Here is a 13,327-nt window from a genome sequence, read left to right as displayed (position 1 = left end):
GAGCAAGCCCGCTCCCACATTAGATTTCCAGCGCCTTCAGGTCACTCAATCCCCACCTGATTGCGCCCATTATGCTTGGCCGTATACAACCCCTTGTCCGCCGCCATGATCAACTGTCGGCAGTCCGTGCCCTGCACCGGTGTCATGGTCGACAGGCCGATGCTGATGGTCAGGCTCGCCCCCTCAGCCGGCGCTATGTGTGGGATTTTCAGCGCGGCAACGGCCATGCGTAGCTTTTCAGCCACCAGGCGTGCGCCGCCCGGCGAGGTGTTCGGCAGTACCAAGGCGAACTCTTCACCGCCGTAGCGCGCCGGCAGGTCCGAGGGGCGACTGCTGGCTTCGCGGATGGTGTCGGCGACCTTGCGCAAGGCTTCGTCGCCTTCGACGTGGCCGAAGCTGTCGTTGTAGGTCTTGAAAAAATCCACGTCGATCATCAGCAGCGACAGTTGGGTCTGGTCGCGCATGGCACGACGCCATTCCAGTTCCAGGTATTCGTCGAAGTGGCGGCGGTTGGACAGCCCGGTGAGGCCGTCGGAGTTCATCAAGCGTTGCAGCACCAGATTGGTGTCCAGCAGTTGCTGCTGGCTGACTCGCAGCGCTCGATAAGCCGCGTCCCGTTGCAACAAGGTCATGTAGGAGCGCGAGTGATAGCGGATGCGCGCCACCAGTTCGATATTGTCCGGCAGCTTGACCAGGTAGTCGTTGGCGCCGGCCGAAAACGCCGCACTCTTGATCAGCGGGTCTTCCTTGGTGGAAAGCACGATGATCGGAATGTTTTGCGTGGCCGGGTGGTTGCGGTATTCGCGCACCAGCGTCAGGCCGTCGAGGCCAGGCATCACCAAGTCTTGCAGGATAACGGTCGGTTTGATGCGGATCGCCTGGGCAATCGCCTGGTGCGGGTCGGCGCAGAAGTGGAAGTCGATGTTTTCTTCATGGGCCAGGCCACGTCGCACGGCTTCGCCGATCATGGCTTGGTCGTCGACAAGCAACACCATGGCAGCATTTTCATCGGTCTTGATGTCGTCGATCTGTAAATCATTCATGTGCAATCACCTGAATTACTTTCCTGCTGGCCAGCACCCTGGAGGGTCTTGATCATTTTGCGAAGACCTCCAGTAATCGGGGCGCAATTGTGTCCAGTGGGCGAATTTCAACAGCAGCATCAATCGCCGCCGCCGCTTTGGGCATGCCATACACCGCCGAGCTCTGCTGATCCTGGGCGATGGTTAGATAACCTTGTTCACGCAGCAACTTGAGGCCTTGGGCCCCGTCGCGCCCCATACCAGTCAGCAAGACGCCAACGGCGTCACCATTCCAGTGGCTCGCCACGCTTTCGAAAAACACGTCGATCGACGGCCGGTAAATCTCGTTCACTGGCTCTGCGGTATAGGCTAGCGTGCCATTCTTCAACAGACGAATATGGTGGTTGGTGCCGGCCAGCAGCACGACACCGCTTTGCGGTGGCTCACCCTCGCGGGCCAGGCGCACCGGCAGGCCAGAGGCGCTGCTCAGCCACTCGGCCATGCCGGCGGCAAACACCTGGTCCACATGCTGCACCAGTACGATGGCGGCGGGAAAGTCTTGAGGCAAACCCTTGAGCAGGATTTCCAGGGCCGCCGGGCCACCTGCCGAGGAACCGATAGCCACCAGACTCTGGCGCTTGCCGGTGGCGCGCGGCGGGGCGGCGTCGGCACGCAGGCGGCTGCCACGCTGGCCGATCAACCAGCCGATATTGAAGATCTTGCGCAGCAGCGGCGCCGCGGCATCCTTGGGGTTGCCCACGCCCAGCGGCGGCGTGTCCACCACATCCAGGGCGCCATGGCCCATGGCTTCGAACACGCGGCTGACATTGGCTTGGCGGTCGACGGTGACGATAACGATGGCACACGGGGTCTCGGCCATGATCTGCCGAGTGGCTTCCACGCCGTCCATTACGGGCATGATCAAGTCCATCAGGATCAGATCCGGGGTCAGCTCAGCGCAGCGCTGCACCGCTTCCAGGCCATTGGCTGCCACCCACACAACCTGGTGAGCAGGTTCGAAACTCAAGGCACGGCGAAGGGCCTCAACCGCGAGGGGCATGTCATTGACGATTGCGATCCTCATGCGCGCGCGCCTCCGATCAGTTCCACCACCGCGTCCAGCAACGCGTCATCATGGAAACTGGCTTTGGCTAAATAATAGTCGGCGCCGGCATCCAGTCCACGACGCCGGTCTTCTTCGCGATCCTTGTAGGACACCACCATCACCGGCAACGATTGCAGGCGACTGTCACGGCGCAAGAGTGTGACCAATTCAATACCGTCCATGCGAGGCATATCAATGTCTGTGATCAGCAGGTCGAAGTCTTCGGAACGCAGGGCGTTCCAGCCGTCCATGCCATCGACCGCGACGGCCACTTCATAGCCACGATTGAGTAACAATTTGCGTTGCAGCTCACGCACGGTCAGCGAGTCATCCACCACCAGCACCCGTTTACGCGGCGCCTCGGTGGTTTGTTGACTGCGCCGGGCAATACGTTCCAAACGCCCGGTGTTGAGCAACTTGTCCACCGAACGCAGCATGTCTTCAACGTCGACGATCAACACCACCGAGCCGTCGTCGAGCAAGGCGCCGGCGGAGATGTCCTGGACCTTGCCCAGGCGATCATCCAGCGGCAACACCACCAGCGTACGCTCGCCGATAAAACGCTCCACGGCAATCCCGTACACGGCATCGCGCTCGCGGATCACCACCACTTTCAACGTGTCTGACTGACTCTGCCCCGCCGGGCGCTGCAACAACTGGCTGGCGGCAACCAGGCCGACATGCCGGCCCTCGTGCCAGAAATGCTGGCGGCCTTCGAGTTGCACAATATCGTCGGGCGCCAGGTCGCACATGCGCTCGATATGGGCCAGCGGGAACGCGTAGGCTTCTTCGCCGACCTCCACCACCAGGCTGCGCACCACCGACAAGGTCAACGGCACTTCCAGGTGGAAACGACTGCCCTGCCCCGCCGCCTGCTCCAGCACCACCGCACCCCGCAGTTGGCGGACCATGTGTTGCACCGCATCCAGGCCGACCCCGCGCCCGGACACTTCGGTGACCTTGTCGCGCAGGCTGAACCCCGGCAGGAACAGGAACGTCAGCAGCTCTTCTTCGCTCAGGCGCAGGGCGGTTTCCAACGGCGACAGATGTCGATCGACGATGGTGCCGCGCAAGCGCTCCAAGTCGACGCCATTGCCGTCGTCGCTCAACTCCAGCACCAACAAACCGGCCTGATGGGACGCGCGCAGGCGGATCAGGCCTTCAGCCGGCTTGCCCGCGAGCAGGCGTTGCTCAGGCATTTCGATGCCGTGGTCAACGGCATTGCGCAACAAATGGGTGAGTGGCGCTTCGAGCTTTTCCAGCACGTCGCGGTCGACCTGAGTCTTTTCACCCTCTATCTCCAGGCGCACCTGCTTGCCCAGGCTGCGGCCAAGGTCGCGCACCATGCGCACCTGCCCAGCGAGGACATCGGCAAACGGTCGCATACGGCAGGCCAGGGCGGTGTCATACAGCACCTGGGCACGCTGCCCGGCCTGCCAGCCGAACTCGTCCAGCTCGGCATGTTTTTCCGCCAGCAAGGCCTGAGCTTCGCTCAACAAGCGGCGGGTGTCGGCCAAGGCTTCCTGGGCTTCGAGGTTAAAACCCACGGTTTTGAGCTGGCCGTCCAACGTGTCGAGGGCGCGCACGCTTTGGCTTTGAATGCGTTTGAGGCGCTGTAGGCTGGCCAGGTAGGGCTTGAGCCGCTGGGTTTCCACCAGGGATTTGCTCGACAGGTCGAGCAAGCTGTTCAAGCGCTCGGCGGTCACCCGCAGTACGCGCTCGCCGCCTTCGGTCATGCGTTTGTTCTGGCGCGGCGGCTCGGCGGTAATCGGCGGAGCGGGCTCGGGTTCCGGCGGCAGTTCTTCAACGACCGGCTCCGGCGCTGCCGGCGGCGTTGCCTTGACCGGCGCCTGGGACGGGCCCAGCAGGTGCTCCATCAACGCCACATAAGCTTCGATGTCCGCCGGCCCCACGTCATTGCCCGGCGTGGCGATGCGCATCAGCAGATCAGTGCCTTGCAGCAGCGCATCAATATGTTCGGGTTGCAGGTACAGGCGGCTTTCCTGGGCGCTGACCAGGCAATCCTCCATGACGTGGGACACGCTGACTCCGGCGTCCACCCCAACGATGCGCGCGGCGCCCTTGAGCGAGTGCGCCGCGCGCATGCACGCTTCAAGCTGGTCAGCCTGGGTCGGGTTGCGTTCCAGGGCCAGCAGGCCCGCGCTGAGTACCTGGGTCTGCGCATCAGCTTCCAGGCTGAACAGTTCCAGCAGTGAGGCGTCGCGCATCTGGTCGGGGGTCATGTGAGGCTCCGGGTCACGGCGGACAACAATTGCGCCTCGTCCAGCCAACGCAGGCTGCGGCCTTTCCACTGCAGCACACCCTGGGTAAAGCGGCCGCTGGCCTGGGTGCCGGAGGCCGATGCGGCCTTCAGGGTGCGCTCATCAACAGCATGGATACCGTCGACTTCATCCACCGGCACCACCACCGGACCATCCTGGGCGGCGATGATCAACATGCGCGGCATGATGCGCCCACCGCTGGCGCTCTGGGGGGTGGCGTCCAGGCCCAGCAACTCCACCAGCGACAGGCACGCCACCAGCGCGCCGCGCACGTTGGCCACGCCAAGCAAGGCGCGGGAGCGTTGGTGTGGCAGGGAGTGAATCGGTTGCAACGGCGCCACTTCCACCAGGCAACGGGTGGCAATGCCCAGCCATTCTTCGCCGAGGCGGAACATCAGCAGGGAATGCGTGACCACCTCCTCGCCCAATTCGACCGCGTTGTACGCGCGATGCGCGTCCTGCTGCAATGCGTAGCGATCCAGCAATCGCGTGGCCGCAGCCGAGTACACCGAGCAGTTGCGGCAATGGATGTGGTCCGCCAGCAACGGGCAGGACTTGTCGCCATGGATGCCGATGCGGTTCCAACAGTCATCGATGGCTTGGGTGTCAGCCAGGGTCAGGTCCAGGCCTGCGGTATCGAGCGCCTCGGTGTTATTCATCGCTTGGACTCACTGTCAGCTCGCTCGCTCCGCGCGGCGCGCGCCTGCAAGCGGCGCGCCCCCGCGCTGTCACCCTGGGACTCAAGCAACGCGGCCAGGTGCATCAACGCCTGCGGATGCTGGGGTTCCAGGTACAAGGCTTTTCGATAATAGCCCTGGGCCTCCAGGGCACTGCCGGCCACGTCGCTGAGCAGCCCAAGCCAGTAGAACACTTGGGCGGCCGGCGGGTGGTTGTTCAGGTATTGCTCGCAAGCGGCGCGGGCATCAAGGCTTTTGCCTTCGTTGGCCAGGGAGGCGATCCGACTGAGCAGATCAGCCGCGTCGGAATGCGCCACCTTGATTGGCAACACTTGGGCGCTGACCGCGCTGAAGGGCCGCGGCCTGGTGGGAATCGGCGCCGCACTGCGCTGCGGGAAGGGCGCGGCGATAGGCACAAACACCGGCTCCGGCTTGACCGGCTCAGCCTGCCGACTGAACGCAAATGACTGCGGTACACCAATCGAACGCATGCCATGGCGCCCCAGCAGGCTGCCCTCGGCCGGGCCGATAAACAGCACGCCCTCCTCATGGGTCAAGCCTTTGAGCACATCAAACACTTGCTTCTGGGTCGGCTGGTCGAAATAGATCAACAGGTTGCGACAGAACACAAAGTCGTAGCTCGCCTCATTGGCCAGCAGCGCCGGGTCAAGCAGGTTGCCGACTTGCAGGCGCACCTGTTCGCGCACGCGGTCGGCGATGTGGTAGCCGTCACCGAATTCGGTGAAATGTCGGTCGCGAAACGCCAGATCGCCGCCGCGAAACGAGTTCTTGCCATACACCCCGCGTCGCGCGCGCTCAACCGACAGTGGGCTGACATCCAAGCCCAGCACCTTGAACTGGTGCGGAGCCAAACCGGCATCCAGCAGCGCCATGGCAATCGAATAAGGTTCTTCGCCGGTGGAGCACGGCAGGCTGAGGATGCGCAGGGCGCGCATCTGCTTGATGTCGAGCAGGCGGGCCTTGGCCAAGCGGGAGAGGGTTGCAAAGGATTCGGGATAACGGAAAAACCAGGTCTCGGGGACGATTACCGCCTCGATCAGCGCCTGCTGTTCATCCCCGCAGCTTTGCAGGTGCTGCCAGTATTCGCCGGCCCCTTGGGCATTGACGGCCTGGCTGCGTTGGCGCACCGCACGCTCGATAATGGCTTCGCCCACAGACGCAACGTCCAGGCCGATGCGCTCTTTCAGGAAGGCAAAAAAACGCGGGTCGTGGCTCATACGCTCGGCTCTGCAGAAAACAGCAAGGCGCGCACTTCGTCGGTGAGCAATTCGTTAACCCCAATCCACTGCATCAAACCCAAGGTGTCTTCACGCACCAGCCCCAGGTAAGGCGCCTCGCGGTTATCCAGGCCATAAGGCTTGAACTCGCCAAGGTCGCAACGCAGGGTGTCGGTGGCTTGTTCCAGGATCAGCCCCAGCCAACGCGCTTGAACCCAAGACTGCGGTTGATAATTGACCAGCACCAGGCGCGTGCTGGTGCGCGCCTGGGCCGGCGTGCCGAAGGCCAGGGCGCTGAGGTCGATGACCGGCACCAGCGCGCCACGATGGGCAAAAATGCCCGACACCCACTGCGGTGCATGGGCAATCGGTTTGAGTGGCAGGCGCGGCAGTACCTCGGCGACTTCCGTGGCCCTGAGGGCAAAACGCTCGTCGCCGATGTGGAACACCAGGAACAACGCCTTTTTCGCTGCCGGGACGACACCGTGTCTAGCCGCGTGATCGCTCATCAGACTTTGAAACGCGACACGCCGCTGCGCAGACCGACCGCAACCTGGCTCAGCTCATCAATGGCAAAGCTGGCCTGGCGCAGCGAGTCGACAGTCTGGCTGCTGGCATCCCCCAGTTGCACCAACGCGTGGTTGATCTGCTCGGCGCCGGTAGCCTGGGCCTGCATGCCTTCGTTGACCATCAACACCCGCGGCGCCAGCGCCTGTACCTGATGGATGATCTGCGACAGCTGCTCGCCCACTTGCTGCACTTCGAACATGCCGCGACGTACTTCTTCGGAGAACTTGTCCATGCCCATCACACCTGCGGACACCGCCGACTGGATCTCGCGCACCATCTGCTCGATGTCGTAGGTGGCCACGGCGGTCTGGTCGGCAAGGCGGCGAACTTCGGTGGCAACCACGGCAAAACCGCGACCGTATTCACCGGCCTTCTCGGCCTCGATGGCCGCGTTGAGCGACAGCAGGTTGGTCTGGTCAGCGACCTTGACGATGGTCACCACCACCTGATTGATGTTGCCGGCCTTCTCATTGAGGATCGCCAGCTTGGCGTTCACCAGGTCGGCGGCGCCCATCACCGAGTGCATGGTTTCTTCCATGCGCGCCAGGCCTTGCTGCCCGGAACCGGCGGCGACCGACGCCTGGTCGGCAGCGGTGGACACTTCGGTCATGGTGCGCACCAGGTCCTTGGACGTGGCAGCGATTTCGCGGGACGTGGCGCCGATCTCAGTGGTAGTCGCAGCGGTTTCAGTGGCGGTGGCCTGTTGCTGCTTGGACGTGGCGGCAATCTCGGTGACCGAGGTGGTCACCTGCACCGACGAGCGCTGGGCCTGGGACACGAGGCCGGTGAGCTCGGTCATCATGTCGTTGAAGCCGGTCTCTACCGCACCGAATTCGTCCTTGCGCTCCAGGTTCAGGCGTTTGCTCAGGTCACCGGTGCGCATGGTTTCAAGGATCTCGACGATGCGCTGCATCGGCGCCATGATCGCGCGCATCAGCAGCAGGCCGCAAAGGCCGGCGGCAAGGATGGCGATAAGCAGCGACACAGCCATGCTGATCTTGGCCGACAAGACTGCCTCGTCGATCGCCGCCGTGGCGCGGTCAGACACGTTCTTGTTTTCAGTGATGATGTCGTTGAGTTTCATGCGCCCTTCAGTCCAGATAGGCGTCAATTGCTCCTCGACCAATACGCTAGCCCCTGGCAGGTCGTTGGCTTCGATGCGCTCCAGCACCTGGGCGAGGACTTTGTTGTACGTCGTGTGCGCCGCCTTGAAGTTATCGAATTCCATGCGGTCAGCCTGGTTATGAATGGTTTTTTCATAGTTGGCCATCTGCTGTTCGATACGCGCTTCGAAGGACTTGTAGTGCGACCTATCGTTGTTGCTGAGCGTTTTTCCGTCGCGCAGACCAATGATATCGACGGTTTCAAGGTAGCTGTCGACCCACGCGCTGCGGATCATCGAGCTGAGGTAAACGCCCGGTACCGCGTCGTCACGCACCACCTCCTGGCTGGTTTCGATCTTCAGCAACCGTGAGTAGGAGACCACAACCATTAACAGCATGATGGCGATAATGACCGCAAAGCTTGCCAAGATCCGTTGGCGCAAGGTCCAGTTCTTCACAGTAATTCCTCGAAGGGCCATTCAAATGGGGGGAGTATAGCTGAGCAGGTGCCCTCATTTATCAATGGGTTTTTATGCAGCGCGCACGAAATGCAAAAACACCCCGGGCTGCGAAGGCAGCCGGGGTGATTGTATTAACAAGCGCGTTTAAAGTGTGGCCTGGCGCACCTGTTTTTCCAGCTCCAACTTCAACCCAGGCTCGAGTTTAAGCTGACGGGCCAGTTCATCGAGGTAGGACTTCTCCATGAAATTCTCCTCATCCACCAGCATCACACTGGCGATGTACATTTCGGCGGCCATTTCCGGAGTGCCGGCCGCCCGCGCCACATCGGCAGGGTCCAGGGGTTTGTTCAGTTCGGCATGCAGCCAGCTTTGCAGCTCGCGGTCGTTATCCAGCTTGGTGAACTCGCCTTCGATCAGCGCGCGCTCGCGCTCGTCCACATGGCCGTCAGCCTTGGCTGCCGCGACCAGCGCCTTGAGAATGCCTTGGCTGTGTTGCTCAACCTGAGCCGGTGGCAGGCGGTCGATGGTTTGCGGCTCACCCTGGGGTGCATTGGCCTGTTGCGCTTGCCAGTTACCGTAAGCTTTGTAGGCAATCACCCCCAACGCCGCCAACCCACCGTAAGTCAGGGCCTTGCCGCCGAAATTGCGCGCCTTCTTATTGCCCAGCAACAGGCCCATCGCGCCGGCTGCCAGCGCGCCGCCACCCGCACCACCGAGCAGGCTGCCCAAGCCGCCACCGCCGAGCAAGCCGCCAAGAGCGCCTTTATCGTCCTGTTTCCGCTGGCCGCCGGCCTTGTTTTGCAACATGTCCTGGCCAGACTTGAGCAACTGATCGAGCAATCCACGGGTATTCATTCAAAGCCTCCAGACACTTGGGTTCGTAGGACCCATAGGCCTCCAGCGTAAAACTAAGTGCCAAAAAGCCTTTGCTTAGAGTGCTTCCAGATGTAACGCAGCGCTTGCGGCTTGAAGCTTGCAACTGCCCTTCGCTTAAATCGATATACACTTGAGCAAATCTATAAAAACACCCCACTGGTAATTCCAGCATGATGACCTTGCGTCAAATCCGGCACTTTATTGCCGTGGCCGAGACCGGCTCGATCTCCGCCGCCGCGCAAACTGCGTTCATTTCCCAGTCCACACTGACCCTGGCGATCCAGCAACTGGAGCAGGAAATCGGCGTAAACCTGTTCAACCGTCACGCCAAGGGCATGACACTCACGCATCAAGGCCATCAATTCCTGCGCCAGGCGCACCTGATCCTCGCCACCGTCGACAACGCCAAGCGCAGCCTGCAACAGAGCACCGACCCAGTCGCCGGGCAGTTGGTCATCGGCGTGACCAGCCTGGTGGCCGGCTATTACCTCGCAGATTTGCTGACACGATTCCAGCGCGCCTACCCCAACGTGGAAATCCGCGTGATGGAGGATGAGCGCCCGTATATCGAGCATTTGCTGGTCAGCGGCGAGATCGACGTGGGCGTGCTTATCCTGTCCAACCTCGAAGACCGTCACGCCCTGCAAACCGAAGTACTGACTCATTCGCCTCACCGGTTATGGCTGCCGGCGCAACATCCGTTGCTGGAACACGACAGCATCAACCTGGCCGATGTGGCGCGCGAGCCGTTGATTCAGTTGAACGTCGACGAAATGGGCCATAACGCCCAGCGCATGTGGACCGGTGCGGGCCTGCAGCCGCATGTGACCCTGCGTACCGCCTCCACCGAAGCCGTGCGGAGCCTGGTAGCAGCCGGCCTGGGCGTGTCGATCCAGCCGGACATGACCTACCGCCCCTGGTCCCTTGAAGGCGACATTATCGAAGCGCGGCCGATTGCCGACCTCAGCCAAACCCTCGATGTAGGCCTGGCTTGGCGCCGCGGCACGGCGCGACCGGCACTGGTCGACCCGTTCCTGACGGTTGCGCGTGAACAGCCGCACCCACGCAAGCCATCTATTTAATCGAATGCTGCATTCAGTATTTAGTATTTGTTGACCTCGCGCCTGACCTCTACTCTCAGCTCATCCATAAGAGAAAGGTCAGGTGCCTCGTAAGAGAACGCCCATGGCCATCCAAGAAAAGAGATCGCGAAAAATGTCCGGCGCGCCCACCCCGCTGCTCACTGCGTTGCTGATCGACGGCGAACTGGTCCAGGGCCAGGGTTTTGTCGAGCCGATCCTCAACCCGGCCACCGGTGAAGTACTCACCCAGATCGCCGAAGCCAGCACCGAGCAGGTGGAGGCTGCGATCCTCGCCGCCCACCGAGCCTTTACCGGCTGGTCACGCACCACGCCGCAACAACGTTCGAACATCTTGCTGGGCATCGCCGATGCCATCGAAAAACAAGCCGACTACCTGGCCCGCCTGGAATCCCTGAACTGCGGCAAGCCCTTGCACCTGGCGCGCCAGGATGACTTGAGCGCCACTGTCGATGTGTTCCGCTTCTTCGCCGGCGCCGTGCGCTGCCAGACCGGGCAACTGAGCGGCGAATACCTGCCGGGCTACACCAGCATGGTGCGCCGCGACCCCATCGGCGTCGTGGCCTCGATTGCACCGTGGAACTACCCGCTGATGATGGCCGCGTGGAAAATCGCTCCAGCCCTGGCCGCCGGTAATACGCTGGTGTTCAAACCATCGGAGCACACGCCGCTGTCGATCCTGGCGCTGGCCCCTGTGCTTAAAGAGCGCTTGCCACGCGGAGTGATCAACATTCTGTGTGGCGGCGGCGAAGGCGTCGGCAGTCATCTGGTCAGCCACCCCAAGGTGCGTATGGTGTCGCTGACCGGCGATATCGTCACCGGGCAGAAAATCCTGCAAGCGGCCTCCAAAACCCTTAAACGCACGCACCTGGAACTGGGCGGCAAAGCGCCGGTGATCGTGTGCAACGATGCTGACCTGCAAGCCGTGGTCGAGGGCGTGCGTGCCTATGGTTATTACAACGCCGGCCAGGACTGCACTGCCGCGTGCCGCATCTACGCCCAGGCCGGCATTCACGACAAGTTGGTTGCCGAGCTTGGCGCAGCGGTCAGCAGCCTGCGCTTTGCCGGTAAACGCGACGCGGACAATGAACTGGGCCCGTTGATCAGCACACGCCAGCGCGACCGTGTGGCCAGTTTTGTCGAACGCGCCCTCGGCCAGCCGCATATCGAACGCATCACCGGCGCGGCTGTGCATTCCGGCGCGGGCTTCTATTACCAGCCCACCCTGCTCGCCGGCTGTAAACAGAACGATGAAATCGTGCAGCGCGAAGTGTTCGGCCCGGTAGTGACCGTGACCCGCTTTGACGAACTGGAACAGGCGGTGGACTGGGCCAACGACTCCGAATACGGCCTGGCGTCCTCTGTGTGGACCCAGAACCTGGACAAGGCCATGCAAGTGGCGGCGCGCCTGCAATACGGCTGCACTTGGATCAACAGCCATTTCATGCTGGTCAGCGAAATGCCCCACGGCGGCTTGAAGCGCTCGGGGTATGGAAAAGACCTCTCGAGTGATTCATTGCAGGACTATAGCGTTGTCAGGCACATCATGGCCCGGCACGGAAATACACTTTAGCCGCAAGGTTCAAGCTGCAAGCTCCAAGTAAATACGGATGGGTTTTTCTTGCGGCTTGCAGCTTGAAGCCAAGGGCTACGCTAAAACAAAAAACAACACGTACAACTGCTTTTACTGCCCCGACCATAATTAAAGAAGAGGGAACCCCCATGTCCGCGCATAAGACCGCACTGCTCAGTGCCCTGACCACCGCGCTGCTCGCCAGTGCCAGCCTACAGGCCGCCGAACCGCTCAAGGCCGTTGGCGCGGGTGAAGGCCAACTGGATATCGTCGCCTGGCCCGGCTATATCGAACGTGGCGAAAGCGACAAGGCCTACGACTGGGTCACAGGTTTCGAGAAGGAAACCGGCTGCAAGGTGAATGTGAAAACCGCCGCCACCTCAGACGAAATGGTCAGCCTGATGGCCAAGGGCGGGTATGACCTGGTCACCGCGTCGGGCGATGCCTCGCTGCGGCTGATCGTCGGCAAGCGGGTGCAGCCGATCAACACCGCGCTGATCCCCAATTGGAAGAACATTGACCCGCGCCTCAAGGATGCGCCGTGGTATGTGGTCGGCCAACAGACCTTCGGCACCCCGTATCAATGGGGCCCGAACGTGTTGATGTACAACACCACGGTATTCAAGACCGCCCCCACCAGCTGGAACGTGCTGTTCAACGCCCAGAACCTGCCAGACGGCAAGCCGAACAAAGGCCGCGTGCAGGCGTATGACGGCCCGATCTATATCGCCGATGCGGCGCTGTATCTCAAGTCGACCAAGCCAGAGCTGGGCATTCAAAGCCCGTATGAACTGACCGAAACCCAGTACAAGGCCGTGCTCGAAGTGTTGCGCGCCCAGCAACCGCTGATCCACCGCTACTGGCACGACACCACCGTGCAAATGAGTGACTTCAAGAACGAAGGCGTGGTCGCCTCCAGCGCCTGGCCGTACCAGGTCAACGGCTTGCAGAACGAGAAACAGCCGATCGCCTCGACCATTCCCAAAGAAGGCGCCACCGGCTGGGCGGACACCACCATGCTGCACACCGACGCCAAGCACCCGAACTGCGCCTACAAGTGGATGGACTGGTCGCTGCAGCCCAAGGTCCAGGGCGATGTCGCCGCGTGGTTCGGCTCGTTGCCGGCGGTGCCGGCGGCCTGCAAGGAAAGCGAACTGCTCGGCGCCGAGGGCTGCAAGACCAATGGGTTCGACCAGTTCGAAAAGATCGCTTTCTGGAAAACCCCGCAGTCTGAAGGCGGCAAGTTCGTGCCGTACAGCCGCTGGACCCAGGATTACATTGCGATCATGGGCGGGCGGTAATTTCTACCAAACGACATAG

Annotated in this window: 11 protein-coding genes; 3 read left to right on the top strand and 8 right to left on the bottom strand. The window is 61.8% G+C overall.

What is annotated here, in order from left to right; all coding sequences use genetic code 11:
• Positions 1-41: 41 nt before the first annotated feature.
• The 8 genes from AACY44_RS13560 to AACY44_RS13525 form a co-directional block, all read right to left on the bottom strand.
• Positions 42-1,043, bottom strand: a complete 1,002-nt coding sequence (locus tag AACY44_RS13560) for a PleD family two-component system response regulator (protein WP_339418193.1) — start codon at positions 1,041-1,043, stop codon at positions 42-44.
• A gap of 52 nt (positions 1,044-1,095) precedes the next feature.
• A complete protein-coding gene (locus tag AACY44_RS13555) occupies positions 1,096-2,106 on the bottom strand; it encodes a chemotaxis response regulator protein-glutamate methylesterase (RefSeq protein ID WP_339418194.1) in 1,011 nt (336 codons plus the stop codon).
• Positions 2,103-4,370 carry a hybrid sensor histidine kinase/response regulator gene (locus AACY44_RS13550; protein WP_339530414.1) on the bottom strand — a complete coding sequence of 756 codons (2,268 nt, stop codon included), beginning with the start codon at positions 4,368-4,370 and terminating at the stop codon, positions 2,103-2,105. Before AACY44_RS13550 ends, AACY44_RS13555 begins: the two co-directional genes overlap by 4 nt.
• The gene (locus AACY44_RS13545; protein ID WP_339418197.1) at positions 4,367-5,068 is read right to left on the bottom strand and encodes a chemotaxis protein CheW; all 702 of its coding nucleotides are present in this window, start codon (positions 5,066-5,068) and stop codon (positions 4,367-4,369) included. Before AACY44_RS13545 ends, AACY44_RS13550 begins: the two co-directional genes overlap by 4 nt.
• Positions 5,065-6,324, bottom strand: coding sequence for a CheR family methyltransferase (locus tag AACY44_RS13540; protein ID WP_339435875.1), 1,260 nt, complete (start codon positions 6,322-6,324; stop codon positions 5,065-5,067). The genes AACY44_RS13545 and AACY44_RS13540 overlap by 4 nt, the downstream gene beginning before the upstream one ends.
• Positions 6,321-6,833: a chemotaxis protein CheW gene (locus AACY44_RS13535; RefSeq protein WP_339418201.1), complete on the bottom strand. Its 513-nt coding sequence runs from the start codon at positions 6,831-6,833 to the stop codon at positions 6,321-6,323. Before AACY44_RS13535 ends, AACY44_RS13540 begins: the two co-directional genes overlap by 4 nt.
• Positions 6,833-8,455, bottom strand: coding sequence for a methyl-accepting chemotaxis protein (locus AACY44_RS13530; protein WP_339418203.1), 1,623 nt, complete (start codon positions 8,453-8,455; stop codon positions 6,833-6,835). The genes AACY44_RS13535 and AACY44_RS13530 overlap by 1 nt, the downstream gene beginning before the upstream one ends.
• 147 nt (positions 8,456-8,602) lie before the next feature.
• Entirely contained in the window at positions 8,603-9,313 is a 711-nt protein-coding gene (locus tag AACY44_RS13525; protein ID WP_065872488.1) for a tellurite resistance TerB family protein, read from the bottom strand.
• Between the two features lie 191 nt (positions 9,314-9,504).
• On the opposite strand from AACY44_RS13525, the gene AACY44_RS13520 reads away from it, so the two are divergent.
• The 3 genes from AACY44_RS13520 to ydcS all read left to right on the top strand — a co-directional run bounded on the left by AACY44_RS13520 (position 9,505) and on the right by ydcS (position 13,308).
• Entirely contained in the window at positions 9,505-10,416 is a 912-nt protein-coding gene (locus tag AACY44_RS13520) for a LysR family transcriptional regulator (RefSeq protein ID WP_339418205.1), read from the top strand.
• A gap of 133 nt (positions 10,417-10,549) precedes the next feature.
• Entirely contained in the window at positions 10,550-12,007 is a 1,458-nt protein-coding gene (locus tag AACY44_RS13515; RefSeq protein ID WP_339530411.1) for a gamma-aminobutyraldehyde dehydrogenase, read from the top strand.
• A 149-nt stretch (positions 12,008-12,156) separates the two neighbouring features.
• On the top strand, positions 12,157-13,308 hold the full coding sequence (gene ydcS, locus AACY44_RS13510; protein WP_339418207.1) for a putative ABC transporter substrate-binding protein YdcS: 1,152 nt from the start codon (positions 12,157-12,159) through the stop codon (positions 13,306-13,308).
• The last annotated feature ends 19 nt before the right edge of the window (positions 13,309-13,327 follow it).

This window comes from Pseudomonas sp. RA_15y_Pfl1_P11, assembly GCF_963970975.1.
Classification (GTDB): Bacteria; Pseudomonadota; Gammaproteobacteria; order Pseudomonadales; family Pseudomonadaceae; genus Aquipseudomonas; species Aquipseudomonas tritici.
This window is presented reverse-complemented; position numbering and strand designations above follow the sequence as displayed.

Coding starts and splice junctions, on each gene's coding strand:
- AACY44_RS13550 (WP_339530414.1), bottom strand. CDS start 4,370: ATGACCCCCGACCAGATGCGCGACGCCTCACTGCTGGAACTGTTCAGC.
- AACY44_RS13560 (WP_339418193.1), bottom strand. CDS start 1,043: ATGAATGATTTACAGATCGACGACATCAAGACCGATGAAAATGCTGCC.
- AACY44_RS13535 (WP_339418201.1), bottom strand. CDS start 6,833: ATGAGCGATCACGCGGCTAGACACGGTGTCGTCCCGGCAGCGAAAAAG.
- AACY44_RS13515 (WP_339530411.1), top strand. CDS start 10,550: ATGTCCGGCGCGCCCACCCCGCTGCTCACTGCGTTGCTGATCGACGGC.
- ydcS (WP_339418207.1), top strand. CDS start 12,157: ATGTCCGCGCATAAGACCGCACTGCTCAGTGCCCTGACCACCGCGCTG.
- AACY44_RS13525 (WP_065872488.1), bottom strand. CDS start 9,313: ATGAATACCCGTGGATTGCTCGATCAGTTGCTCAAGTCTGGCCAGGAC.
- AACY44_RS13540 (WP_339435875.1), bottom strand. CDS start 6,324: ATGAGCCACGACCCGCGTTTTTTTGCCTTCCTGAAAGAGCGCATCGGC.
- AACY44_RS13555 (WP_339418194.1), bottom strand. CDS start 2,106: ATGAGGATCGCAATCGTCAATGACATGCCCCTCGCGGTTGAGGCCCTT.
- AACY44_RS13520 (WP_339418205.1), top strand. CDS start 9,505: ATGATGACCTTGCGTCAAATCCGGCACTTTATTGCCGTGGCCGAGACC.
- AACY44_RS13545 (WP_339418197.1), bottom strand. CDS start 5,068: ATGAATAACACCGAGGCGCTCGATACCGCAGGCCTGGACCTGACCCTG.